The organism is Oceanospirillum sediminis (genome assembly GCF_014164585.1).
Lineage (GTDB): Bacteria > Pseudomonadota > Gammaproteobacteria > Pseudomonadales > Halomonadaceae > Oceanospirillum > Oceanospirillum sediminis.
The window spans coordinates 93,451-118,797 of record NZ_JACJFM010000008.1; the positions used below are offsets into that span (position 1 = coordinate 93,451).

General features: G+C 48.6%; 26 protein-coding genes and 4 tRNA genes. 7 read left to right on the forward strand and 23 right to left on the reverse strand.

Annotation, left to right across the window (positions count from 1 at the left end; translation table 11 throughout):
* Positions 1-26 precede the first annotated feature (26 nt).
* Positions 27-926, forward strand: a complete 900-nt coding sequence (locus H4O21_RS08440) for a GGDEF domain-containing protein (RefSeq protein ID WP_182808418.1) — start codon at positions 27-29, stop codon at positions 924-926.
* A gap of 41 nt (positions 927-967) precedes the next feature.
* Here the strand turns inward: H4O21_RS08440 and H4O21_RS08445 are convergent, their stop codons facing one another.
* The 7 genes from H4O21_RS08445 to H4O21_RS08475 form a co-directional block, all read right to left on the reverse strand.
* On the reverse strand, positions 968-1,342 hold the full coding sequence (locus H4O21_RS08445; RefSeq protein WP_182808419.1) for a response regulator: 375 nt from the start codon (positions 1,340-1,342) through the stop codon (positions 968-970).
* A 36-nt stretch (positions 1,343-1,378) separates the two neighbouring features.
* Positions 1,379-2,374 (reverse strand): sensor histidine kinase, encoded by a 996-nt coding sequence (locus tag H4O21_RS08450; RefSeq protein ID WP_182808420.1) that lies wholly within the window; start codon positions 2,372-2,374, stop codon positions 1,379-1,381.
* Positions 2,375-2,528: 154 nt separating this feature from the next.
* Entirely contained in the window at positions 2,529-3,557 is a 1,029-nt protein-coding gene (gene trpS, locus H4O21_RS08455; protein ID WP_182808421.1) for a tryptophan--tRNA ligase, read from the reverse strand.
* Between the two features lie 260 nt (positions 3,558-3,817).
* On the reverse strand, positions 3,818-4,999 hold the full coding sequence (gene purT / locus H4O21_RS08460) for a formate-dependent phosphoribosylglycinamide formyltransferase (RefSeq protein WP_182808422.1): 1,182 nt from the start codon (positions 4,997-4,999) through the stop codon (positions 3,818-3,820).
* Between the two features lie 259 nt (positions 5,000-5,258).
* Complete coding sequence (locus H4O21_RS08465; protein ID WP_182808423.1) at positions 5,259-5,489, reverse strand: DUF1289 domain-containing protein; 231 nt, start codon at positions 5,487-5,489, stop codon at positions 5,259-5,261.
* 51 nt (positions 5,490-5,540) lie between these two features.
* A complete protein-coding gene (locus tag H4O21_RS08470; RefSeq protein ID WP_182808424.1) occupies positions 5,541-6,065 on the reverse strand; it encodes a gamma carbonic anhydrase family protein in 525 nt (174 codons plus the stop codon).
* 174 nt (positions 6,066-6,239) lie between these two features.
* Positions 6,240-6,881: a CoA pyrophosphatase gene (locus tag H4O21_RS08475; protein WP_182808425.1), complete on the reverse strand. Its 642-nt coding sequence runs from the start codon at positions 6,879-6,881 to the stop codon at positions 6,240-6,242.
* A 249-nt stretch (positions 6,882-7,130) separates the two neighbouring features.
* On the opposite strand from H4O21_RS08475, the gene H4O21_RS08480 reads away from it, so the two are divergent.
* On the forward strand, positions 7,131-7,715 hold the full coding sequence (locus H4O21_RS08480; RefSeq protein ID WP_182808426.1) for an NUDIX hydrolase: 585 nt from the start codon (positions 7,131-7,133) through the stop codon (positions 7,713-7,715).
* Between the two features lie 6 nt (positions 7,716-7,721).
* On the opposite strand, the gene H4O21_RS08485 is transcribed toward H4O21_RS08480, so the two are convergent.
* Positions 7,722-8,033, reverse strand: coding sequence for a YqfO family protein (locus H4O21_RS08485; RefSeq protein ID WP_182808427.1), 312 nt, complete (start codon positions 8,031-8,033; stop codon positions 7,722-7,724).
* Positions 8,034-8,466: 433 nt separating this feature from the next.
* Between H4O21_RS08485 and H4O21_RS08490 the strand changes: the two genes are divergently transcribed.
* A complete protein-coding gene (locus H4O21_RS08490) occupies positions 8,467-9,057 on the forward strand; it encodes a peroxidase-related enzyme (protein ID WP_182808428.1) in 591 nt (196 codons plus the stop codon).
* Between the two features lie 61 nt (positions 9,058-9,118).
* Here H4O21_RS08490 and H4O21_RS08495 read toward each other — a convergent pair whose 3' ends face one another.
* Together H4O21_RS08495 and hemE are read right to left on the reverse strand one after the other, a co-directional pair.
* Complete coding sequence (locus H4O21_RS08495) at positions 9,119-9,478, reverse strand: hypothetical protein (protein ID WP_182808429.1); 360 nt, start codon at positions 9,476-9,478, stop codon at positions 9,119-9,121.
* Positions 9,479-9,517: 39 nt separating this feature from the next.
* Complete coding sequence (gene hemE / locus H4O21_RS08500; protein ID WP_182808430.1) at positions 9,518-10,582, reverse strand: uroporphyrinogen decarboxylase; 1,065 nt, start codon at positions 10,580-10,582, stop codon at positions 9,518-9,520.
* A 256-nt stretch (positions 10,583-10,838) separates the two neighbouring features.
* On the opposite strand from hemE, the gene ribA reads away from it, so the two are divergent.
* A complete protein-coding gene (ribA, locus tag H4O21_RS08505; protein WP_182808431.1) occupies positions 10,839-11,495 on the forward strand; it encodes a GTP cyclohydrolase II in 657 nt (218 codons plus the stop codon).
* A gap of 138 nt (positions 11,496-11,633) precedes the next feature.
* Here ribA and H4O21_RS08510 read toward each other — a convergent pair whose 3' ends face one another.
* The 4 genes from H4O21_RS08510 to H4O21_RS08525 form a co-directional block, all read right to left on the reverse strand.
* On the reverse strand, positions 11,634-12,116 hold the full coding sequence (locus tag H4O21_RS08510) for a cupin domain-containing protein (protein ID WP_182808432.1): 483 nt from the start codon (positions 12,114-12,116) through the stop codon (positions 11,634-11,636).
* Between the two features lie 138 nt (positions 12,117-12,254).
* Positions 12,255-14,162, reverse strand: a complete 1,908-nt coding sequence (gene dxs / locus H4O21_RS08515) for a 1-deoxy-D-xylulose-5-phosphate synthase (protein WP_182808433.1) — start codon at positions 14,160-14,162, stop codon at positions 12,255-12,257.
* Between the two features lie 20 nt (positions 14,163-14,182).
* A complete protein-coding gene (gene ispA, locus H4O21_RS08520; protein WP_368737537.1) occupies positions 14,183-15,058 on the reverse strand; it encodes a (2E,6E)-farnesyl diphosphate synthase in 876 nt (291 codons plus the stop codon).
* Between the two features lie 9 nt (positions 15,059-15,067).
* On the reverse strand, positions 15,068-15,313 hold the full coding sequence (locus tag H4O21_RS08525) for an exodeoxyribonuclease VII small subunit (protein WP_182808434.1): 246 nt from the start codon (positions 15,311-15,313) through the stop codon (positions 15,068-15,070).
* Between the two features lie 359 nt (positions 15,314-15,672).
* Here H4O21_RS08525 and pomA point away from each other — a divergent pair, with 359 nt between their 5' ends.
* Both pomA and H4O21_RS08535 read left to right on the forward strand, forming a co-directional pair.
* Positions 15,673-16,449 carry a flagellar motor protein PomA gene (gene pomA / locus H4O21_RS08530; protein ID WP_182808435.1) on the forward strand — a complete coding sequence of 259 codons (777 nt, stop codon included), beginning with the start codon at positions 15,673-15,675 and terminating at the stop codon, positions 16,447-16,449.
* A gap of 33 nt (positions 16,450-16,482) precedes the next feature.
* Positions 16,483-17,403: a flagellar motor protein MotB gene (locus tag H4O21_RS08535; RefSeq protein WP_182808436.1), complete on the forward strand. Its 921-nt coding sequence runs from the start codon at positions 16,483-16,485 to the stop codon at positions 17,401-17,403.
* Positions 17,404-17,498: 95 nt separating this feature from the next.
* Here H4O21_RS08535 and H4O21_RS08540 read toward each other — a convergent pair whose 3' ends face one another.
* The 9 genes from H4O21_RS08540 to H4O21_RS08580 all read right to left on the reverse strand — a co-directional run bounded on the left by H4O21_RS08540 (position 17,499) and on the right by H4O21_RS08580 (position 24,538).
* Positions 17,499-19,016 carry a response regulator gene (locus H4O21_RS08540; protein WP_182808437.1) on the reverse strand — a complete coding sequence of 506 codons (1,518 nt, stop codon included), beginning with the start codon at positions 19,014-19,016 and terminating at the stop codon, positions 17,499-17,501.
* 228 nt (positions 19,017-19,244) lie between these two features.
* Positions 19,245-19,320: transfer RNA gene (locus tag H4O21_RS08545), tRNA-Thr, on the reverse strand.
* Between the two features lie 54 nt (positions 19,321-19,374).
* Positions 19,375-19,450 (reverse strand) — tRNA-Thr (locus tag H4O21_RS08550).
* Positions 19,451-19,456: 6 nt separating this feature from the next.
* Positions 19,457-19,531 (reverse strand) — tRNA-Gln (locus H4O21_RS08555).
* Positions 19,532-19,541: 10 nt separating this feature from the next.
* A tRNA-Phe gene (locus H4O21_RS08560) sits at positions 19,542-19,617 on the reverse strand.
* Positions 19,618-19,692: 75 nt separating this feature from the next.
* Positions 19,693-19,980, reverse strand: coding sequence for an oxidative damage protection protein (locus H4O21_RS08565; RefSeq protein ID WP_182808438.1), 288 nt, complete (start codon positions 19,978-19,980; stop codon positions 19,693-19,695).
* A gap of 56 nt (positions 19,981-20,036) precedes the next feature.
* Entirely contained in the window at positions 20,037-21,119 is a 1,083-nt protein-coding gene (gene mutY, locus H4O21_RS08570; protein WP_182808439.1) for an A/G-specific adenine glycosylase, read from the reverse strand.
* A gap of 126 nt (positions 21,120-21,245) precedes the next feature.
* A complete protein-coding gene (locus H4O21_RS08575) occupies positions 21,246-23,966 on the reverse strand; it encodes an AsmA family protein (RefSeq protein ID WP_182808440.1) in 2,721 nt (906 codons plus the stop codon).
* A gap of 119 nt (positions 23,967-24,085) precedes the next feature.
* On the reverse strand, positions 24,086-24,538 hold the full coding sequence (locus H4O21_RS08580; protein WP_182808441.1) for an acetyl-CoA sensor PanZ family protein: 453 nt from the start codon (positions 24,536-24,538) through the stop codon (positions 24,086-24,088).
* Positions 24,539-24,704: 166 nt separating this feature from the next.
* Here H4O21_RS08580 and hisB point away from each other — a divergent pair, with 166 nt between their 5' ends.
* Entirely contained in the window at positions 24,705-25,298 is a 594-nt protein-coding gene (gene hisB, locus H4O21_RS08585) for an imidazoleglycerol-phosphate dehydratase HisB (RefSeq protein WP_182808442.1), read from the forward strand.
* The last annotated feature ends 49 nt before the right edge of the window (positions 25,299-25,347 follow it).

The window sequence follows — 25,347 nt, forward strand, 5'->3', positions numbered from 1 at the left end:
CACTGAATATCCTCCAGTCAGGAGTTATGATTCTGGACCAGGAACTCAGCATTACCTTTATCAATCAGTGGCTGGATAACGCCTTCATACATCCCTACCCGCTGCAGGATAAAAAGCTATTAGAGGTTTTTCCTGAGCTGGCTGATCAACGGATACACCAGTGTATACAGCAGGCCCTGGAACAGGGCCTGCCATCAATCCTGTCACCAGGCCTGAATCAGGCCCCCCTGCCGTTATGCCATAAATGTAACTGTATTCATGATAATGGGGAGCAGAGTGTTTTTGCCCAGATGATCCGTATTCAGCCAATGGAGCAGAACGATCAGCGCTACTGCATGCTGGAAATCCAGGATGTCAGTACCATGATGCGGCGGGAAAAGTTGCTCAATGAACAGGCTGAAAAACTGAACCGGATGGCGCTAACCGATGAATTGACCGGTATCGCAAATCGCCGACATTTTAATGGCTTACTGGAAAAAGCCGTTAACCAGACGATTCAGCAGAACCAGCCCATGAGCCTGATCTTCTTTGATATCGATTTTTTTAAACCCTTTAACGATAATCTGGGCCATCAGGCCGGTGATCAGTGTCTGGCCAGAATTACCCGTCAATTAAGCTCAGAACTGGAAAGCAGCGGCTTTCATCTGGCACGTTATGGCGGTGAGGAGTTCTGTATTATTATGCCAGATACCGAGCCTGAGCAGGCCAGCAGGATGGCTGAATGCTATCGCAACCATGTTGAACAACTGAGTATCAGTCATCCCGCCAGTAAGATCAGTGATGTAGTCACTGCCAGCTTCGGAGTTGCAGGCTTCAGAGCTGGCCAGACAGATACCTTCACCGGCCTGATTCTGAAAGCAGATAATGCCCTGTACCGGGCAAAAACATCCGGGCGCAATCGGGTGGTGTTATCCGGTAAAACCTGAGTTTATCCTGAGAGTACTCCATCTCCTTAACCGATATAGACTCAGCCCAGAATGCGGTGTATCCCGGCAATCAGTTCTTCTTCATCCAAAGGCTTACTAAAAGTAGCTACCGCGCCCAGCTTTTCAGCCGTTTTAAGATAATTCGTTCCCGACACCCGTCCCCCTCCGGAAATATTGATCACAGGAATATCCGGGTATTGCTGTTTCAGTTGCATTAACAGCCCGATACCTTCCATCTCAGGCATAATGATATCGCTGATAATAAGATCCGGCTTATGCTCGCTATTCAATACCTGCTCAATAACAGGGTCTGCACCATGTTCTGCCTGAGTCACTCTGAACTCCGCCATTTCCAGTGCCAGTCCCAGAGCAAAACGAACCAGCTCATCATCATCAATTAAAAGAATGTGGAACATATCACCTCCGGGTATCGGCTCTGCTTCTGTATATTATTATTTATCATCAGGCTGTTCATCAGGAACTGACGGTAATATCACAGTAAAGCAACTCCCCTGGTCTGGTGCCGATTCAACCTCAATACTTCCACCTTGCTGCTCAACCAGTCCGTGAACAATGGATAAACCAAGTCCTGTACCCTGCCCTACGTCTTTACTGGTGAAGAATGGATCAAAAATACGCGCCTGTAACGCCAGGTCCATACCACAGCCCTGATCGGTTACCTGAAGAATAACCCTGTCCCGATCTGCACTCAGAGTCACGGTAATCTCGCCCATCTGTTGAGGATAACTGTCTTCTGCATTAGTAATCAGCGCTAACAGAATATCACTCACCTCACTGGTACTAAGCCCGACCCGGCAAGGCTGATCGGTTAACTCAAAGACCAGTAAATCGGGTTCCGACAGCACACTACGGTATAGCAGCTGATGCTTACTCAGCTCATGCAATAAGTCACAATGAGACATTTCACGATTGTCAGAGTGACTAAAACGCAGCAATTGTGCCAGCACTTCTCTGGCGTTTTCTGCCGCCAGCAGAATTTTATCCATAATCCCCTGCACAGGGCTGTCTTCCGGTAGCTGTTTCTTTGTCAGACGACTTAACGTCAGTATTGGCTGCAAATAATTATTAGTAGAATGCGCCACACCACCAGCCAGAGTCGCTAATGACTGCATTTTCTGGGCCTGGGCCAGTTCCTGCTCCAGCTTCACCCGGTATTCAATTTCCTCGTTCAACACTCTGTTATAACGCCAGGTGCTGTAAGCGAAAGTAAAGGCTGTGGTAATCAGAGCAGCCAGGGCCCCCAGAATCAACTCATCCAATTCCCAGTCTTCATGTGTCCTGGAAAAATAATACACGACTTCAAATGCTTCCAGTTCAGCCAGAGTCAGGCTTAACAACAAAAAACAAGACACTGCGATAATGACTTGTCGTCGATTGCTGAGGTGAACCTTTTCTTTCATCAGTTTCTGTCTGCGTTTATCAGGCATAACCCCGCTCCGTTACAAGCTGTTTTGCTTTTCTGAACAACCCGTATTCGAAAATAAAAAACCAATATAATGCGTAAATGTTTTTTGTTAAAAACATCACAAAAAAGGGTGACATTACGTCACCCTTTCAGAAGTATAGCGCTGAACAGAACAATCAGGCGAAAGAACCAAAACCGACGGCCTTACGCAGTCTGTCAATGGTCGGTGCCGCTTCTTCACGGGCACGTAGTGCGCCTTTCTGCAGAACTTCTTCTACATAACCCATATCATTCATCAGTTCTTCGTAACGGGCACGAGGCTCTTTCAGCTGTTCATTGATCAACTCAAACAGCTCATTTTTCATATCACCCCAGCCGATACCGTCTTCGTAACGCTTACGCATATACTCCACCTGATCTGCCGTAGCAAACGCCTGCCAGATCTGGAACAGAGTACAGCCCTCAGTGTCTTTCGGTTCACCCGGTTCAAGGGAGTTGGTTTTGATCTTGCGAATCAGTTTCAACAGCTTTTTCTCTGTTTCAAACAGAGGAATGGTGTTGTTATAACTCTTACTCATCTTACGGCCATCCAGACCACTCAGCACTGCGACCTCATCATCAACTCGGGCTTCTGGCAGAGTAAAGAACTGGCCCTTGTAGATATGATTAAAACGCTGGCCCATATCCCGCGCCATTTCAATGTGCTGAATCTGATCACGTCCAACCGGAATATCCGTGGCATTGAACATCAGAATATCTGCCGCCATCAGTACAGGGTAGCTGAACAGTCCCATGGTGATCCCCTTATCAGGGTCAACCGTTTTACCCGATTCAGCGCCTTCCGCTTCATTTTCCTGCACAGCCGCCTTGTAGGCATGAGCCCGGTTCATCAGACCTTTGGAACACACACAGGTCAACAGCCAGGTCAGTTCGGTAATTTCAGGGATATCCGACTGGCGATAAAACACAGAAGTATCCGTATCCAGACCTAAAGCCAGCCAGGTTGCGGCGATGGCTCGACGGGACTCATCTACTCGCTTCGGATCGTGGCTTTTAATCAGAGCGTGCAGATCAGCCAGGAAATAGAAAGATTCATTGCTGGGATCACGACTGGCTTCAATGGCCGGACGGATAGCACCCACGTAGTTACCCAGGTGCGGAATACCGGTTGTTGTAATACCGGTCAGAATTCTGCGTTTTTCCATGATGATAGGCTTGTCTTATTCAGTTCATTCAGTAGCGACCAATAACAGGGATCATTCAGATACTCCGATACATGTATCAGTTCGCTGAGACCCGGTTATTGTAGCCTGTTTCACTGCCACTCTGACAGGCTTCTTAAGTGCTGGATAAGGAAAACTACGTCAGATACTGTAAAGCGCTGACAAACAGGAGGGGGAAAACTGATCGACAGGGAGAACAGGCCGGAGTATCTCCGACCTGTAAAACACGCAGAATAAAAAGCTTATAACGTCACGGTGACGGCTGATGCCGCTCGTTTTGCTTTCTCAATTGCCAGTTCAATGCTGTTATCCAGCGCCAGAGCCACGCCCATACGACGCTCTCCCTGTACTTCTGGTTTACCAAACAGGCGTAACTGGGTATCTGTTTCTTTCAGTGCCTCCGCCAGATTACCAAATACCGGCTGAGTAGATTCCCCTTCCACCAGAATGACCGCAGACGCGGATGGACCATGCTGACGGATCACTGGCACCGGCAGCCCCAGAATCGCACGGGCATGCAGTGCAAATTCAGACAAGTCCTGAGAAATCAGCGTGACCATACCGGTATCATGGGGACGGGGTGAAACCTCACTGAAATAGACCTGATCCCCTTTGACAAATAACTCAACACCAAACAGGCCACGCCCCCCCAGAGCATCAGTAATTGCCTGACCGATACGCTGAGATTCTGCCAGCGCCACAGCAGACATTGACTGAGGCTGCCAGGACTCTCGGTAATCCCCTTTCTCCTGGCGATGGCCAATCGGTGCACAAAAACTGGTCCCACCTTTATGACGAACCGTCAGCAGGGTGATCTCGTAATCAAAATCCACAAAGCCTTCAACGATCACCTTTCCGGCACCGGCACGGCCACCTTCCTGAGCATAATCCCAGGCATGATTAATATCATCAGCGCTGCGTACCAGGCTCTGGCCTTTACCTGAGCTGGACATAATTGGTTTTACGACACAGGGCATCCCCACATGGTCAATGGCTGCCAGATACTCTTCTTTCGTCGCAGCAAACTGGTAAGGTGATGTGCTTAACCCCAGCTCTTCCGCCGCCAGACGACGAATCCCTTCCCGGTTCATGGTCAGCTGAGTCGCCCGAGCCGTCGGTACAACATTAAAACCATCCTGTTCCAGTGCTGTCAGAGTATCCGTCGCAATCGCTTCAATTTCCGGTACGATCAGATCCGGCTTTTCCTGTTCAATCACCCGACGCAGCGCCGCGCCATCCAGCATAGAGATCACATGACTACGATGTGCTACTTGCATAGCCGGGGCGTTCTCGTAACGGTCAACAGCAATGACCTCACATCCCAGACGCTGCAGCTCAATCACTACCTCTTTACCCAGTTCTCCACAACCGCACATCAGAACGCGGGTTGCCGTTGCACTCAGTGGAGTACCTATAGTTGCCATAATCGCTTTTTCCTCAAGGTATCAGGAACAATTCACTCACAGCAGACAACGACCATCATTTCAGTAATAAAGATAGTATCTGACTTATATGAATGAACTATTCTGGCAGCAGACTGATCAATTCAGCCCGTACCGGTTAAGCACCTGAACAAACGTTTCTTTGCTGAAAACTGTCGTATTCTCCGACCACTGGCTGGAGAATATCGAAATACATTTGCTCAGACAGGTGCGGTTTCTGGCCAGAACCCAGAAACCGGCCTCACATGAAGGCTTTATCAATTTCCGCCCGGCGCTGGCAGCTGTTAAGAACCTGTTGTTTCTGCGCTTCGGTATAGGTATTCCAGAGACGGATCTCATTACCGTCCCGATAACAACCGATGCAGAAACCTTCATCGTTCAGAGCACAGATGCTGACGCAGGGTGAAGAAATCCGGTTGCGGGATTCAGCAGACCGGGATGAGGGCTGTTGTACAAACGATTCGGGATTCACAGGAACTCCATAGCCACAAGGTATACCAGAGTGATCAGCCTGCGCTGACAATCAGGTACGTACCTTAAGTTGAGAACGATAGCGCTGAGCATTATTCACATAGTGTTCAGCACTGGCTTCCAGCATAGCGTACTGGGCTTCGGTAATCTGTCGTTTAATCACTGCCGGAGCACCTACAACCAAAGAACCATCAGGGATTTCCATCCCTTCTTTTACCACGGCACCTGCACCAATAATGCAATACTTACCAATTCTGGCACCGTTCAGAACAACAGCATTCATACCAATCAGGCTATAATCACCGATTTCGCAGCCGTGAAGCATCACTTTATGGCCAATGGTAACGCCTTTACCCAGAGTCAGAGGCATATCATCATCGACATGCAAAACAGAGCCATCCTGCACATTGCTCTGTTCACCCAGAGTAATCAGATCATTATCGCCACGCACCGTCACGTTAAACCAGATACTGACCTGGTGCCCCACCCGAACTGAACCAATCAGATCAGCACTGGGAGCCACAAAGTGTTCATCAGTATCAAATTCAACCTTGCGGTCGCCTAAATCATAAATCACGGTCTGCTCCTTGAGGGTTATTCTGCGACATTCATCGCTCAGGCTCTTTCGGCCCTTAATATGACGGGAGATCACCTGTCCTGCCTGACAGGCTACATTCCATCAGATATACCGGTCAGCCATGATACATCATCTCTGCCACGATATATGTTCATTATTATATATTATCCCCAATCAGGATGTTTCACTGACCCGGCGATGTTTACTGGGCTCCAGATAACGCAGAGGGCTGCCAGCCTCGGGTTTATGCTGCAGTGAGATATCAGCCTGAAATCCGGTTTTCAGTAAATCAACCAGCATCATGGCGGATAATCCCCAGATAACAAATTCTCCAAAGTGATAACATGGGACATAAATAGCCCTGTCCCCAACAGGAATCACATCGGTATGATGGCGTTCATCGGCCAGAAAAAAGGATAAAGGCACCCGAAAAATCGCATCCAGTTCATCTTCATTAGCCGTCAGCTCAATATCTGGCTCAACAATGCCTACCCAGGGCGTAACCCGCACTCCCATATGGGAAACAACCTGATTCAGGCGTCCGATAATTCTTACTTCATCCTGCGGCATAGCCACTTCTTCCCAGCTTTCTCTGAGTGCAGTGAATTTAAGATTCGGGTCACTATGATCTTTCATCCCTCCCGGAAAAGCCACCTGTCCGGAGTGGCTGGACAGATGAGATGCCCTTCTGGTCAGAATGATTTCCGGATCAGGCTGATTCGTCAGAGCAATCAGCACAGAGGCTTCCGGATGAGCCCCTTTGATATTGAGCGGAGTGAACTGACTGAGCGCCTGTTCAAGTTGTTTCAGTTTCACATATTGCTCCGTTAGCCATAACTTTATTTATATTAAAGGCGAAAGCAGAATTGATGAAAAGCCTGACACTGGTCAATGCACAAGATCTGCCGTATTCTTGGAACCTAAAGCGATTCTGCAATCCAGTCAGAGCCGCCACAATGTTTCAGGATCTGGTTGCCCCTCATTCTGCGGAACACTGTATATACAGTGGCTGGTCGCCGGGCAGGATCTTTTTCAGACTCGGTGAATATTAAAAAGGATATCCGGATGAATTTCTGTAGCGAATGCGGCCACCCGGTTCGGGTTGGTATCCCAGATGACGATAACAGACCACGTCATATCTGCGACAACTGTCATACTATTCATTACCAGAATCCTAAAATTGTAGCCGGTACAGTGCCGGTGTATCAGGATAAAGTACTGTTATGTAAACGAGCCATCGAGCCTCGTGTCGGCTACTGGACACTACCTGCAGGCTTTATGGAAAATGAAGAGACCACAGCTGACGCTGCCGCCCGCGAAACCTGGGAAGAAGCCCAGGCTCAGGTCGATATCCGGCACCTCTATATGCTGATCGATACCACTGCCATCAGCCAGGTGTATATGATGTTTCTGGCAGACATGCCGGAGCCGGTATTCGGAGCAGGTCCGGAGAGCCTGGAGGTAGGACTGTTCTCAGAAGATGAGATTCCCTGGGATGAACTGGCCTTTCCGACCATCGAAAAAACTCTGCGTCAGTATTTCTCTGACAGGCGCCAGGGACACTTTCCATTGCACCAGTGCCAGGTCACCAAAGAAGACCGGGATCGTTTTTTTACCAGCCTGCATCATCAGGCAGTCAGTAATGGCTGAATAAGATCAGATATCTGCCAGCGGAAAAACATCATAAGCGGGTTCATCGTAAGGATGAGCCAGCTTCATGGCAGCAACCGCTTCACGAATCAGCTCATCGTGACAAACCAGTTCCACCCGGTATTCTTCCACTGTTTCAATCTGCCCCTGTTGTCCCAGAAAAGGCTGGCTGCCCTCTAAGGCTCGAAACTGCCCCTGGCCTTTGATCTGCCAGCAACAATGATCATAATTGCCTATTTTCCCGGCGCCGGTTGCAAACACAGCCGCTTTAACGGTTTCCAGATGAGATTCGGGCACAAAAAAAGCCAGTTTGTACATTCAGATCAATCCTCAATTGAAATGGAGTCAATACGATAGTTCTTCCAGCTCAAAAGTGATAGTACCGCCTTTAAACAGTTCCAGATCCATAGGTTCATCCCGGATCAGGAATCGCCATCATTCTGTCCGGTGCGATTGGCCTGCAGATCATTTATCTGAGGATCATCCTCTGTCTCCATAAAACCCAGCTGCAGATTACCACTACGGATTTCACGCAGGGCCTCGTTCAGCTTGTTATGAGTATCCTGGTGATAAGCCAGTCAATAAGCCCTGGGACTATCCGCCAGTTGCTGTCCTTTCAGATCGGTCAGCCAGATATGGAATATGGTAATATTTTGTCTGACCTCAGAGTCATAATGCCTTCTTGCTCCGGATGGCAGACTGCCCTATTGTTATTTGTCATACAAATAACAATAAATCTGCAGGAGCTGTTATGAATTTACCCCTCAGTCGTTTTCCCGTCCCGGAAAGTATTGATCATCTGCCAGACGACCTCAGAGAACGCATTCTGACGGTGCAGGAAAAAGCAGGCTTCGTGCCGAATGTATTTCTGATGCTGGCCCATCGCCCCCTGGAAGCACGGGCTTTTTTTGATTACCACGATGCTCTGATGGAAAGAGAGTCAGATACGCTGACCCCGTCAGAGAAAGAGATGATAGTTGTCGCTACCAGCGCCCGGAATCAGTGCCTGTATTGCGTTGTAGCTCACGGCGCTATCCTGCGTATTTACAGCAAAAAGCCAACGGTTGCTGATCAGATCGCAATCAATCATAAAACGGCAGCCATCAGTGAGCGAGAGCGGGTAATGCTCGACTTTGCCATGTATATTTCACAGGATGTGGGTGAGCTGAACGAACACTGGGAGCAAAAACTGCAGGCAGTGGGTTTCAGTCAGGATGATATCTGGGATATAGGTGCTATTACGGCCTTTTTTGGTTTATCTAACCGCCTGGTCAGTCTGACTAATACACCGCCTAACGATGAGTTCTATCTGATGGGACGCGTGCCTAAAGACAAGAGCTAGCAGCTGAAAGAAAAACCGGAAAAACCATCAGGCTGATCCCCTGATCAGGGTAAAGCCGGCGCTATACGCCGGCTTTAAACATCAGTACAACAACAAACAGAATCATCAGCATCGTCGACAACATCCAGAAACCGAATAAACGGTCCAATCGACGGGCCAGAGTATCAATTCGCTGCCCCAGTTTCCAGGCCCTCTCATTCAGCTGAGAGGTCTGCTCTGTTCTCAGGTCATCAATCACACTACGCAGGTTTTTCTGCTTTTCACCCTGCTCTTTGATCAGCTCTTTCAGATGCTTGTTTTCTTCTTCCAGCCGAACCAGACGCTCACGGGTTTCCAGTTGCTGAAACAGACTGAAGTGTTCCGGTTCAGCCAGTCTGGCCTCCTGAGCAGTGTCCTGTGTATCCCGATCGGTTTCACTCATTTCACCCTCCTTGCCAGCACTGGCTTTTTTAATAACTACTTATTTATGATAGCGCGCACTCAGCTCATGTACCGCATCAACAAATACACGAGCATGCTCAGGATCAGCAAACTGGTTGATACCATGCCCCAGATTAAAGATATGGCCATTGCCATAGCCATAGCTTTCCAGAATACGCCCAACCTCAGCTTTAATACCCGCAGGAGAGCCAAACAGTACGTTAGGGTCCATGTTACCCTGCAGAGCAACACGGCCTTTCGTACGAGCCCGTACAGCCCCTAGCTCTGTTGTCCAGTCTACACCTAATGCATCTGCACCGGTTGCTGCAATATGTTCAACCCACTGTCCACCATTTTTGGTAAACAAAATCACCGGAATCTTACGGCCTTCATGCTCACGAATCAGACCGTGAACAATCTGTTCCATGTATTTCAGAGAGAATTCCAGATACGCTGGTGTACTCAGAGCGCCGCCCCAGGTATCAAAGATCTGCACTGCCTGGGCACCATTCAGAATCTGGGCATTGAGGTAACTGGTCACAGATTCTGCCAGTTTTTCCAGCAGCTGATGCAGCGTATCCGGCTGACCATACAGCATACCCTTAATATGGCGGAATTCTTTGCTGGAACCCCCTTCAACCATATAGGTTGCCAGTGTCCAGGGACTGCCGGAGAAGCCAATCAGCGGTACACGGCCGTTCAGTTCACGGCGGATCGTTTTTACTGCATTCATCACATAACCCAGATCTTTTTCCGGGTCAGGAATCGGCAGAGCGTCCACATCAGCCTGAGTGCGGACTACTTTTTTAAATTTAGGGCCTTCACCGGTTTCGAAATACAGCCCCAGATCCATAGCATCCGGAATAGTCAGGATGTCAGAGAACAGAATGGCTGCATCCAGATCAAAACGCTCCAGAGGCTGAATCGTCACTTCACAGGCCAGATCTGCATTCATGCAAAGATCCATAAAGCTGCCAGCCTGGGCACGAGTGGCTTTGTACTCTGGCAGATAGCGGCCAGCCTGACGCATCATCCATACAGGTGTTACATCAACGGGCTGGCGCATCAGAGCGCGAAGAAAACGGTCATTTTTCAGTTCTGTCATGATCTCTAAAACCGGTCAGTCATATTGAATCCAGCGCCAGAAAATCTGTCATACAGATACAGGCACTGGAAATGTTGCCGACATTGTACCTGAGGGTCAGGGCGGTGCTAAACCCGAAAATCGTCTGAAAAAGGTATTATTACCTCAGGATGAATAGTTTTTTTACTTTCAAACGGGCATTTAAAAGGCTCTGACAGATGACATTATGGCACTCGCTGTTAGAATAGTTTCCCTCTTTATTTCGGTGAGGTGAGCTGTGTCCGTTAAGTTTATTGCATCATCCCGTCTGCCGACACCCTGGGGTGTATTTACGATGCATGGTTTTGAAGACCCTGAAACAGGGAAAGACCATGTGGCATTGTCCATGGGAGATGTGTCCAGCGGTGAGCCAGTACTGGCCCGTGTTCATTCAGAGTGTCTGACCGGGGATGCTCTGTTCAGTATGCGTTGCGATTGTGGTTATCAGCTGCAGGAAGCTCTGAAACGTATCGCCGAAGAAGGAAGAGGCGTCCTGCTGTATCTGCGTCAGGAAGGACGAGGTATAGGCCTGCTGAATAAGATTCGCGCATATCATCTTCAGGATGCCGGAGCCGATACTGTTGAAGCCAACGAAAAGCTGGGCTTTGGTGCCGATATGCGCGAATACACCATGTGCCAGCCTATGCTGAAGCATATTGGTGTTACCTCTGTTCGCCTGATGACCAATAACCCACGCAAAGTTAAGGCTCTGAGCAATTACGGTGTTCAGGTCACAGAGCGCGTCGCTATTCAGACCGGTATGAACCCTCATAATGAAGGTTACCTCGCCACTAAAGCAGGCAAACTGGGACATATGATGGATCTGGATGGATTCACTCAGGCTGCAGATGTGGATATTAACCGCACTCGTCCTGATGAAGATAACACACCATAAAAGTGCCAGACAGAAGTCCTGCTGGTTTCTGACAGCCAACCTGTGACAGACACCCCGGTGTTAAATCCGGGCTGTCTGTCATGGCTCTGAAGCTTCTGCCCCGGAACCACCAGGTCTGCGCAGTGCAAAGCCTGCGGATCAGTTCAGCATAACGCGATCTTTCCCCAGAAACTCCGGTGCCTGTACAGACAGCACCTTCAAAGGAACATCAGACGTTACCGTCACTGCGTGTGGCGTGCCTTCAGGAATACGAATATAGTCTCCGGCAGAAATCACCATAGTTTTATCTCCCATAGTAAAATCGCCCTGCCCCTCCAGTACATACAGAGTTTCCGTATGATAGGCATGTTTATGCAGCGGAACTTTCTTTTTAACAAAGATAACAAAGTCGGTTGAGTGCTGATCTGTTGACAGCTTCACCACATGAATATTATCCAGATCAGCCGGAGCTTTAATGCCGGACACGTCATGGTGGTCAGCAAATGCCTGACCAGTCAGCAAGCCTGCAGATACTGCCAGAGCAGCGGACAGGGTTTTAAGGTAGGATTTCAACAGCGTATCTCCTTTTACTATGCCGGGATCATCCCGATGAAGCAGAGATGGAGTACGCCTGTATGGCACAGCTTTCCCCTCATAACAGGGGATTTGCAGGAGATCCATCTCCGATTGATATATCCATTTTTAAACGTCGGATATGTTTATCCGGGTATCCGGATCATGCCATATATCCGGGTATTGCATACAGTTTTTTAAAATAGTTTATTTCAGTTTCTGCAGATACTTCTGAATACTGTGTTCAATACCGTCTGCATCCAGTCCGCATTCTGCCAGTAATTGTTTATGGTTGCCCTGATCAACCCAGCGATCCGGTAAACCCAGATTCAGTACTGGTCGCATGATCGCATTCTGCATCAAAAATTCATTGATGCCACTGCCCGCGCCACCTGCTATAGCATTTTCTTCCACCGTCACAATCAGATCATATTGCTGTGCTGCCGACAGAATAGCCTTTTCATCCAAAGGCTTAACAAAACGCATATTCAGCAGACCATAACCATGTTTTTCAGCGACCTGTTGTGCGACAGGAACCATAGAACCAAACGCCATCAGCATCACCGACTGTCCACTCAGGCGCTGCTGAGCCTGTCCTACAGGCAAAGCGGTCATTTCAGGTTCGATCTCAACTCCCGGTCCCGTACCTCGCGGATAGCGCACCGCTGCCGGTCCTTCATACTGATAACCGGTATAAAGCATCTGACGGCACTCATTTTCATCAGCCGGGGCCATAATCAGCATTTCAGGCACACAACGCAGATAACTCAGATCCAGAGTACCATGATGGGTAGGGCCGTCTTCACCGACAAGGCCCGCTCGATCAATCGCAAATAATACATCCAGTTTCTGTACCGCGACATCATGTACCAGCTGATCATAACCGCGCTGAAGGAACGTCGAATAAATCGCAACCACAGGCTTCAGGCCATCACAGGCCATACCTGCAGCCAGTGTCACCGCATGCTGTTCCGCAATGGCAACATCAAAGTAACGTTCAGGATAATCTTTTGAAAACTGAATCAGATCAGACCCTTCCCTCATGGCCGGAGTAATACCTACCAGACGCTCATCTCTGGCAGCCATATCACACAGCCACTGACCGAAAACACTGGAGTACTTCGGCCCGCTTTTCTTTTCTACTGCTGGCTTATCTGCTTTATCGCTGTCTTTTTCCAGCTTGGTAATCGCATGATAGCCAATCGGATCAGCTTCTGCCGGAGCAAAGCGCTTACCCTTTTTAGTAATCACATGCAGGAACTGAGGCCCGCTCAGATCCTTAATATTATTCAGCGTTGTCACCAGGGAGTGGATATCATGACCATCAATCGGACCGATATAATGAAACCCCATCTCTTCAAACAGAGTGCTGGGCGATACCATTCCCTTAAAGTGCTCTTCTGTTTTACGAGCCAGCTCCCAGGCTTTAGGCAGTTTAGACAGCACCTTCTTACTGCCTTCACGCATACGGGTATAAGCCTGACTGGACAGAATTTTAGCCAGATAGGTAGCAAAACCGCCGACATTTTCTGAAATCGACATCTCATTGTCATTCAGAATCACCAGCATATTAGCATCCACATGGGCCGCGTGAGACAGCGCTTCAAACGCCATACCCGCAGTCATTGCTCCATCACCGATAATAGCCGCAACATGGCGCTGTTTATTCTGTTCTCTGGCTGCAATTGCCATTCCCAGCGCCGCACTGATTGACGTACTGGAGTGTCCTACACCGAAGGTATCAAATTCAGATTCGCTCCGCTTCGGGAAAGCGGCGATACCATCATACTGACGTATAGTCGTCATCGCCTCTTTACGTCCGGTCAGAATTTTATGCGGATAAGCCTGATGGCCTACATCCCATACCAGACGGTCATCCGGAGTATTAAAAACATAATGCAGCGCCACTGTCAGCTCAACGACCCCCAGACCAGCGCCAAAATGACCTCCGGTTTGTCCTACACTGTACAGAAGATATTCCCGGAGTTCATTGGCCAGCTGCGGCAACTGTTTTTCATCCAGGCCACGCATATCTTCTGGCAGATGAATCTGGTCCAGTAACGGAGTGTCAGGTCGGGTAACGGGAATTTCCTGGTACAGCGTATATTCAGACATAGGTTTATCTTATCCGTATGCTAGTAATTGCGCTCAATTACATAGCGAGCCAGCTCTCTTAACAGATCTGCTTCAGAGCCAAAATCATTCAGAGACTCAAGGGCTTCATCAATCAGCTGATGCGCTTTTGCACGGGCTTTTTCCAGCCCCAGAAGAGAAACATAGGTTGGTTTATTCATCGCAATATCCGCTCCCTGCTGTTTGCCCAGAGTGGCGGTATCGCTTTCCACATCAAGAATGTCATCCTGAACCTGAAACGCCAGGCCCAGAGCCACAGCATATTCAGTCAGTGATTGCAGCTGAATGGCACTCGCCTCACCGGCTAATGCTCCCATACGCACACTGGCTCGTATCAGAGCACCGGTTTTATGCCTGTGCATATTTTCCAGTTCAGCCAGATTAAGCGTCTGTCCTACGGCTGCCAGATCAATCATCTGGCCCGCCACCATGCCCAGACTACCACTGGCATCCGACAGCTCCCGCAATATCTCCAGACGTCCGGGCTGCTCAGCCGGTGTCAATAAAGCTGAAAAAGCCGATGTCTGCAGAGCATCGCCTGCCAGGATCGCAGTCGCTTCATCATACTGAATATGGCAGGTTGGCTGACCACGACGCAGATCATCATCATCCATCGCAGGCAAATCATCATGTATCAGGGAGTAAGCGTGAACCATCTCAACGGCAATAGCAGGCGCATCACAGGCCTCAGGTCGCGCTTTTACCGCCTGACCTGCCGCATAAACCAGTACAGGCCTGATTCTCTTGCCACCATTAAAGATACTATAGCGCATTGCCGATAGCAGATGATCAGAGGCTGAACTATCCTCTGAAAGGAAGCGGTTAAGTTGCTGATCAGTCCGGTCAATAAGCGGATGCAGTTTTTCTTTTATTGCCACGTTCTGTTCTTATTCCGTATGAAGATGTCCTGCTGCAGGCTGCTCTGTCAGCTGGCCATCCTGTTCCAGTAACTGAGAAACTTTCTGTTCAGCATGTTGAAGGCGATTCTGGCACTCCCGAATCAGCTGCACCCCGGTTTCGAAAGCCTGTAAAGACTCTTCCAGAGACAGGTCTCCGGTTTCCAGCTGATTCACCAGTGTTTCAAGTTCAGCCATTTTGCCGGCAAAATCTTTGGCTTGTTCTGCAGGAGCCATAGAAATCCCCCTGAATTAAACCGGCAGAAGTTACCGGAGATCCGGGACAGGTTCAATAGTTAAAAGATATTATACGTCGTAATATCAGGAATGCTTTGAAAATCAGCCCGTTGAACCGTTTTATTTTGTCTGGGCTTTAATGGCAGGTCTGAGGTAAAGTATCGTAATAACTGCAAAATAAGATATCGGGAAAGCTAAAGTAGTGCAGCATAGCCATTCAATGAATGGGGAAAACTGGTTATCATACGGCGTTACTGGAAAAAGTTGCATAATGTTACATATGATGATGAAGCAGATTTCATCCTATGCTAAGAGCTGTAGCACAGATTTTTATTTAAAAGGAACCAAGGAGTTCTAGAGTGGATATCGCAACCCTGCTTGGTATTATCGGCGCAGTCGCTATTGTAGCCATGGCTATGGTGCTCGGTGGTGACCCGACAATCTTCATCAACCCACCCTCCTTATTGATCGTCATCGGCGGCTCCATGTTTGTGGTGCTGGCTAAATTTTCTCTTGGTCAGTTTCTCGGGGCGGTCAAAGTCGCCGCTAAAGCATTTGCTTTTAAGCTGGAATCTCCTGAAGAGATCATCGGTGTACTGGTTGATGTCGCGCAGGTAGCTCGTAAAGGCGGCTTACTGGCACTGGAAGAGAAAGAGGTTGATAACGCCTTTCTGAAAAACGGCATGCAGCTTCTGGTTGATGGTCAGGACAGAGAAGTCGTTAAGACCATGCTGCAAAAAGACCGTTCACTGACTCTGGAACGTCACAAGTGGGGTGCAAAAGTCTTTACCGCGCTGGGTGATGTAGGCCCGGCGATGGGGATGATTGGTACGCTGATTGGTCTGGTGCAGATGCTGGCTAACATGGATGATCCTAAATCCATTGGGCCTGCGATGGCAGTAGCCCTTCTGACCACCCTGTACGGAGCGATGCTGGCAACGATGATCTGTATCCCAATTGCTGACAAGCTGGACCTTCGCATGACAGAAGAAGCCCGTATCCAGGCAATCATTATCGATGCTCTGCTCGCAATCCAGGCTGGCCAGAACCCTCGCGTGATTGAGGATATGCTGCGTAACTACCTGCCAGCAGGCACTCGGGATGATGCTAACTTTGATCAACCCGCGGCAGAATAACGGACACTAACGGAAAATACAGGATCACAGTTTATGTCGGAAGAAGACGAAGAGTGCGAATGCCCCGCGGGCATACCTGCCTGGGTAATGACATTCGCAGACCTGATGTCACTGTTAATGTGCTTCTTCGTTCTGCTGCTGTCATTTTCGGAAATGGACGTTATCAAGTTTAAACGTCTGGCAGGTGAACTACGTAACGCCTACGGTGTACAGAAGCAGGTTCGCGCAGAGGATATTCCCATGGGTACCAGCGTGATTATGCAGAACTACACTCCGGGAAAACCTGAACCGAACCCTCTGGAGATTATTCAGCAGAAAACAACAGAGACTGAACCCAATCTCCGAACGGAAAGTGTTCAGACCGTAACCGAAAAAGAATCTCAGACAGAAGCCGATGCTGAGGCGATCGCCCGCATCCTGAAAGAGGAAATTGAAGAAGGTAAGATTCAGGTAGAATCACGCCGACGCAACATCATTATCCGGGTTGAAGAGAAAGGTTCTTTCTCTCCGGGAAGTGCCGTGCTGTCAGAACAGTTTGAACAGATTATGGACAAAATTCGCCAGGCTCTGGCGGCAACGCCAGGCAAGATCACGATTGAAGGGCATACTGATGATATCCCGATCAATACCGATCGCTTCCGTTCAAACTGGGATCTGTCGTCAGCTCGCGCAGCGTCTGTAGCCTACGAACTGGAACTTGATCAACTGGTGACACCAGACCGCATGAAAGTGATTGGCTATGCTGACACCAAGCCTCTGGTACCTAATGATAACCGTGAAAACAGATCTAAAAACCGTCGTGTTGAGATCATTGTTGACCAGGGTTTCAGTGAAGATACCGGTACCGTCAGCTATCTGAATGAAGAAAAAGATAAGGCGGAAGCGGAAGGAAATGAGGTCAATGTTGAGATTGAAGAGCGTCTGTTTGAGTTAAAACCAGATGAAGTGTTCTGATTACAATCCATGCATATGACTGCAAAAATAAAAAGCCCGGACTGAATAAGTCCGGGTTTTTTATTATTCGCCTGAACGCAGCCTGCTGCTCTGTTTTACAATCGACACATCCCAGACGTCAATAATGCCTCCGGAGGCTCAACAGGAAGCCTCAGCGTAAAAGTACTACCTTCACCCAGAATACTGTGCACACGGATCTCACCACCCAGTAAATCAGCCAGTTTTTTACAGATCGATAACCCCAGCCCATTACCTTCGATCTTCAATTGCTCCGAATGCGCTCGGGTAAAAGGATCAAACAAGGTGTCCAGATGCTTTTCATCAATGCCTGAACCGGTATCTTTAACCGAGAAAACACATGCACCATCCACTGCCTCCAGAGAGACTATCAGAGAACCACCTTCTCTGTTGTATTTAATACCATTGCTGATCAGATTGATCAGAATCTGCTTGATTCGTCCACCATCGGTTACCAGCAGATCACGATTATCCGCAATAACATCCGGTAAACTCAACTTAACCCCTTTCTCTTCTGCCTGATTAATCAGCATGCGCCCAGCCTCCTGAACCAGCTCACTGGCTTTGACTGCAGAAATCAGTACCTTCACCTTTCCGGATTCAATATGGCTCAGATCCAGCACTTCATTAATCAGACTAAGGAGATGTTCACTGGCATGATGAATCTCTTCCAGACACTCCAGTTGCTCTTTATCCAGATTATCATCTCCGGATAACAGCTGGCTGAAGCCGATAATTGCGTTCAAAGGTGTACGAAATTCATGACTAATGCGAGATAAGAACTGGGATTTAGCCCGATTGGCTTCCTGAGCCTCTATCCTGGCCTGCTCAGCATAATTAAACTGATCCAGCAGCCTGAGACTACTACGAATACGCAGTAGTAATTCTTCATGATCTACCGGCTTAAGCAGAAAATCACTGGCACCTGCTTTAATCATTCTGGCCGCAATATTTTTCTCATCAAAAGCAGAAATCGCAATAATTGGCAGGCTATTAGCATTTCTGGACGTTCTCAAACGAGGAATCAGCTGACTGCCATCCATATCAGGAAGAATATAATCAATCAGAGTGAGCGTAATATCAGCATCCTTCCGGATCAGCGTCATGGCTTCCAGGGCAGAGTGGCAAACCTGTACCTGGTAATTCTGGCTTAACAACAAACGCTCAGCAAAGGAGCAGAACGCCGGTGAATCATCCACAATCAGAATCTTATGACGATGATTATCTCTGAGTTGATTTACCAGCCCGGCCACTTCAGAAAAACAATTCGTATCTTTTGGGAAGTAATCAACAATATTCAACCGCAGAGCTTTTTGTCGCTCCGATTCTGTCAGCGCAGAAGTCAGCATAATCACCGGTATATTAAACGCCAGTGTATCCTGAATAAACTCCCCACCACTGGCATCAGGCAACTCATAGCCACTAATGACGACCAGCCAGCCATCGCTGCTTTTCAGACAAGACAGAGCTTCCTGACGGCTGGAAGCAACAGATACATCCGCTTCAAAATGGCTTTTTGCGACAATGGCTTCTCTGAGAATATTCAGAAAAAAAGGCGAGTTATCAACCAGCAGGATCTTATTAGAGTGCGACATTCATTCAGTAATTTATTCAGTCTGGATATTTACAGTGTATGCAACAGGCATCCTGAATAAAAGAATAAATCATGAGCATACAGCAAACCATAAACATAGCTGACGCACTCAGTCCGGACACCAGATAATACGACTCTATTTTCCTGATAGATTAGCATCTGACAGAATATAAAATCATTCTGATTACATATTACTGTGTCATACGGAAATATTCATAAGGAAGGATAATGGTGCCGGCACCAGGAATTGAACCCGGGACCTACTGATTACAAGTCAGTTGCTCTACCTACTGAGCTATACCGGCAGGATGTAAGAAGCCATCTACGACATCTTAAAATGATACGGCATAAAAAAGAAATGGTGCCGGCACCAGGAATTGAACCCGGGACCTACTGATTACAAGTCAGTTGCTCTACCTACTGAGCTATACCGGCAAGAGATGGCTGGGGTACCAGGATTCGAACCTGGGAATGCCGATACCAAAAACCGGTGCCTTACCGCTTGGCGATACCCCAAATCTCTAAATGGTGGCCGGAGACGGAATCGAACCGCCGACACGAGGATTTTCAATCCTCTGCTCTACCAACTGAGCTATCCGGCCAACGGGGACGTATTAAACAGGAAACCCGTTTCACCGTCAACACTTTTTTTAAGTTTTTTAAAAAATTTCAGCAGCTTATTGTTCCACAGGCTTATCCTGAGGCACGTACCCCTCTACAGGAGCCAGATCATCAGCATTAGAGAAAAACTTCTCCATTTCTTCAGACAGAAAAGTCCGGGCTTCCGGGCTCATCATATTCAGGCGTTTCTCATTAATCAGCATGGTCTGGTATTTTTGCCAGGCCTGCCAGGCCTGTTCAGAAACCGTCTGCATAATTTCCTGGCCTTTAACTCCGGGAAATGGAGGAAAGTCCAGTGCTTTCAGTTCCTGCTGATATTTTTTACAGAAAACGGTATTACTCATAATCAGAATTCCTTGAATCAATAACAGAGAAAATAATGTCAGTCAGATGCCCTGACCTATAGCAGGCTGGAGGACATCTTATGTAACAGCTTATGGATTGGGCCTGGTAAACCAATTTCTTCTGGTTGTTCAGGGTGATACCAGCACCAGTTTTTTTCCGCCACCTGATCCGGTAATGAAATTTCTTTATGAAAGATCTTAGCCTGCAGCGTGAAGTGTGAAAACTGGTGAGTCAGCGTCTGATACAACACGCCCTGTTCATCATCACGTCCAGAACGCTCCGACAGTGTACAGAAAAAAGCAACAGACTCCTGATCCGGCAGACTCCATAACCCACCCCATAAACCTGTCGGAGGGCGTTGCTCTAGCAGAATACGTCCCTGATGAGTCAGCAAATACAGGTTTGCATGACGAACAGGACGTTCTTTTTTCGGTTTAGATGCCGGAAAGCTATGCTGGCTTGCCGTCACTCTGGCAGCGCACCAGGTATATAACGGACATTCATCACATAACGGATTACGTCGCGTACACAGCGTCGCTCCCAGATCCATCACCGCCTGCGTATAATCAGCACAGCGTTCACGAGGAGTATAATGCTCCGCCAGTGTCCACAGCACTTTCTGCACCGAAGTACTGCCCGGCCAGCCAGGCACACAGTGTAAACGCGCCAGAAAGCGTTTAACGTTACCATCCAGAATAGGCGCATAGCGATTCTGCGAAATCGATAATACAGCCCCTGCCGTTGACCGTCCTATACCGGGCAATGCAGCCAGCTCATCCACCGTCACCGGAAACTTGCCCTGATGCTGCTCACAAACCACCTGAGCACACTTATGCAGATTTCTCGCCCTGGCGTAGTATCCCAGCCCGGTCCACAGATGCAACACCTCGTCAACTTCAGCCTGCGCCAGACTCTGAACATCCGGAAAGCGTTCGATAAAGCGCTCAAAATAAGGTATCACAGTAGCCACCTGAGTCTGCTGTAGCATAACCTCAGACAGCCAGACCCGATAGGCTGTTTTAGGATGCTGCCAGGGCAGGTTTTTACGACCATGCTGATCAAACCAGGCCAGAATCGCATCAGATACATCGCTCGCCGGATGCCGTTGTAATGAATCAGAATTTAAATCAGTAGTCACAATTTTTTCGTTGTTTTTAAGCTAATAAAAAAGGCTGGCACGACGGCCAGCCCTTATACGGTCAGATCAAGTCTGGATTGCACTTATTACTTGAATCCAGGCAGATAGTCAGCGACTGTAATCCCATCAGAACAGTTTCTGCAAGGCCCGCTCCAGTTCTTTTCTGGCTTTTTCTTCTGCTCTTTTCTGTTCTGCTTTCAGTTTCTGTCTCAGTTCATCCTGCTCTTCTGCCAGTTTTGCTTTCAGGCGGGCTTCTTCTTTATCCAGTGTCGCCTGCAACTCTTGCCGGGCAATATTTTTCAGCGTATCGCCAATGGCTGCAACATCAAATACACAGCCGAAATCAAGCCCGGTCCCGTAACCACCCTTACACTCTGCAGGCCAGCGAATCGCTTTCAGAGTCGACTTCACCTTACAGACCTTATCGTTAGCATTAGTAATATTTGCCCCGATATTGTAAGTAAACTCACTGGCAGGCAAATTCACCAGGCCAAAACCGGTAATGGTTACCCCTGGAATCGCCACCGTCAGGTTTTCATTATTACCGATACCATTGGTAAAACGGATATCGCCCTTCATAGAGGTAAAATCGGTATTTGGCGACCATTCAGCAACTTGCACCTGCCCTCCGGCGGCATAACACAGCTCTTTTGGTACATTAATCCGGTTAAAAGCACCTTTGAGCACGTTAAAGCTGGCGTTGCCATTCAGGCTCGCCATAATCGTACTCATATAACGGGTGCTGGCGGTCATATCCGCCTGCAGATGTGTCGTCCCTTCAAAACCATCAAATTCAGAGGCGGTCATCAGCAGCGGTTTAATCTCAACCCCTTTTGTTCTGTGGCTGATCTTCATACGGATTGGCTGCTGATTCAGATCCAGTGTCGCCTGATTGGTAACCGTGCCCTGGTAAAGAGCCAGATTAGCGGCATTCAGTTTCACAAGACCATTCTCTGCACTGACATCCAGCAATACATCACGAATCGGATGCTGTTTAACCTGTAACTGATCAATCGTCAGGCGAGCCTTAGCCTTTAACGGCTTCAGCAGATCAACCGGAATCAGCTCAGGCTCTTTAGCCGCTCCGGTATCAGCAGGTGCGCCTGACTCTGAAGAAGGCTGATCGGTTTTCGGCTCAGAAGTATCCCCGGTCGTCTCTTCAGTCTGCGCAGGCGGTGGCAGATAGCGATCCAGATTAATCTGATCCAGCGCCAGATCCGCCATCAGAGCCTGAGACAACAGGTTCATTCCGGCCTGCCCCTTCAGTGTGCTGTCATCTGCTTTAAGTGTCAGATCATGCAAACGGGCCAGATTATCTTTCAGCTGCAGCCGACTGATCAGAGAAAAGCTTTGCAGAGTTTCAGGATCTGCTCTTTCAGGTAAAGCAATATTTAACTGCTGAAGAAACTCAGCCGGTACAAACTCATCAATCCGTATCCCTCCCTCGACCAGAGGGTTATCCTTCAGCTGACGGGCCAGAGCCTGTATCGTGATAGTGATATCCCCCAGTTTCAGCTGTGATGGTTTTAATTCCGCCACCTGTTTACTCAGATCCGCATCGGCACTGAGCATCAGCTTAACAGGAAGGCTTTTGCCATCCTCCGATCCCGGAGAAACCTGTCCATTTATCGTGAGTCCGGGTAACGTATAACGCTGGCTATTAAGATTCAGCTGAGCAGATGATTTCAGCACCAGATCCGCCTGAATGGGTCTGGCCTCTGCATCCGGCTGGTAACTCAGTTTGCTGAGAGTCAGCATCAATTCTGGCACAGAGACAGCGCCGGATTGCAGGTTAGCATCGACACCGGTTTTCAGATCAAGACTGAATGGCTGTTGCCCGATAGCAGGCGTCTGTGCAAACAATTTCATTTCCAGACCGGGCAGCTGGTAACGCTGTTGCGCCAAATTAAGTGCGGCCTCAGGTAATGACAGATCCAGATTGGCACTGACAGGCGCCGAACCTTCAGCCTGTAGCACCAGATCCCTCACCTGTACGGCCAGTTGCTGAATACTGATTTGTTGGCTATCCATACGGGCATCCAGTGCACTGCTGACAGATAACTTAACCGGAGTTGGTCCTATCAGAGGACTCTGTGCCTGCGCATTCAGCTTAAGATCACTCAGACGGTAATGCTGTTCCGACAGGTCAAGATACACCTGGCTGTTCAGATCCAGCGTTGCAGTCAGATCCGGGTTTCGGCTGGTCATGCGGGTTTTCAGGCTGAACGGAAAGTTTTTCTTCAGCGTAATGCTGTCACTATGCAATTCCAGTTGCTCAATACGGGCACTGACTTGCTGGCTGTGATCGGTGAAATTCAGCTGAGTATTAGTGATATCAATACCGGCAACAGCCAGCGTCAGAGGATTACCAGAGGCTGTCGGTTGATCCGCTGATGGTTCACCAGTGCCCTCATTTCCGGCTTGCTCTGGCGATTTGTCGGCCTTCGGTATGAAAACTTCCCAGTTGCCACGCCCCTGCTGATCAATCTCAATATCAGCATACAGGCCATCCAGCAGAATGCGATCCACTTCAACAGCGCCAGTAAGAAGCGGCATCAGTTTCAGCTTGATACCCGCCTCATCAATGCGGGCAAACGGCTGTGCCGGATCTCTGGTCTCAGGGTGCAATACCCTGACTCCGGCAATGCGTGCACCCAGCCAGGGATAAACCGAGATCTCAAGATCACCGTTCAGTTCAAGGGGTACACCGGCCTGCGCAGCCTGTTCCATGATCAGGGGTTTATAACTGTTGGCATCCAGAAACTGCGTCAGATAGATCACCAGAGCGATAATGATCGCCAGCAGTATTGAAATCAGATAAGCCAGAGATTTAAACAGCAATTTCACCTTAATACCTTCCTTTGCAGCACAGGGCTGTCCGGCTATTGCAAATAGAAAAAACACAGACAATCAATGTATCTCAGAATGCCGGTATGCTTCTGTCTTTTCAAGAATAGTTCATCGCTTCAGCGATGATTTAATAAGTAGCCATCACTCTGCTCCGTCAACTGATAGCCCATACGCTGCAGAATAATATGATCCGGTGTCATCAGAGCATCTGCCGGAGCAATCAGGGCTGCACCCTCATCCTTTGCAGCCTGCAGCGTCAGTGCCAGTAAACGGCTGCCAACACCTCTGCGACGGGTTACCTTGCGCACACACAGATGCGACATGGCCCACTGAGTATCATCGCCCGGCTTATGAATAACCAAAGCACCGATCAGGCGTTCATTAAACAAAGCACAGTAAAAAGAACGTGTTTCATCGGCCAGCACGTTCTGGATAAAATTTTCAACGGTCACGTTTTCCTGTCCGGACTGCGATAAACGCTCGGGTTCGGCATCATGATAGATTTTACTGAGTTGCTCCAGCAGCGCCGGATCTGAGGTGTCATGCAGTGTCTGAAGTAAAACGGGCATATCAAGTCTCCGTAAACCCTGAGTTGATTTCGACCGGAATAATCACCGGAAATAACACCCGGACAGGCGTTATATGCTTGTAAACGTCGATGCATTGTAGCGGATAGCCATCGGTATTCTCTATAATTCAAATTCTTTTGATAATAAGCATCCTCCGGAGATCATAATGGCGGAGCGTACCGCAAGCGTAGAGCGTAACACCCTGGAGACCCAGATTAAGGTTTCCGTGAATCTTGATGGCACAGGTAAACTGAATATAGATACCGGTGTGCCCTTTCTTGAACATATGATCGACCAGATTGCCCGTCATGGCCTGATTGATATGGATATTGTCGCGAAAGGCGATCTGCATATCGACGATCACCATACGGTAGAAGATCTGGGCATTACTCTGGGCCAGGCCTTTGCTAAAGCCGTCGGCGATAAAAAAGGTATGACCCGCTATGGCCACGCCTATGTGCCTCTGGATGAAGCCCTGTCCCGTGTGGTTATCGATTTCTCAGGCCGTGCAGGTCTGTTTATGAATGTCGAGTTTACCCGCGGTAGTATTGGTAAATTCGATACTCAGCTGTTTTCAGAGTTCTTTCATGGCTTTGTGAATCATGCCGATGTCACACTGCATATTGATAATCTGAAGGGCTACAACGCTCACCATCAGGCTGAAACTATTTTTAAAGCCTTTGGTCGTGCGTTACGTATGGCTCTGACAGAAGACCCGAGAATGGCCGGAATGATGCCTTCTACCAAAGGCAGTCTGTAAGCATTTCTGAGTCACAGGCAGCCTGATCTGCCTGATTTGCCCTGACTGG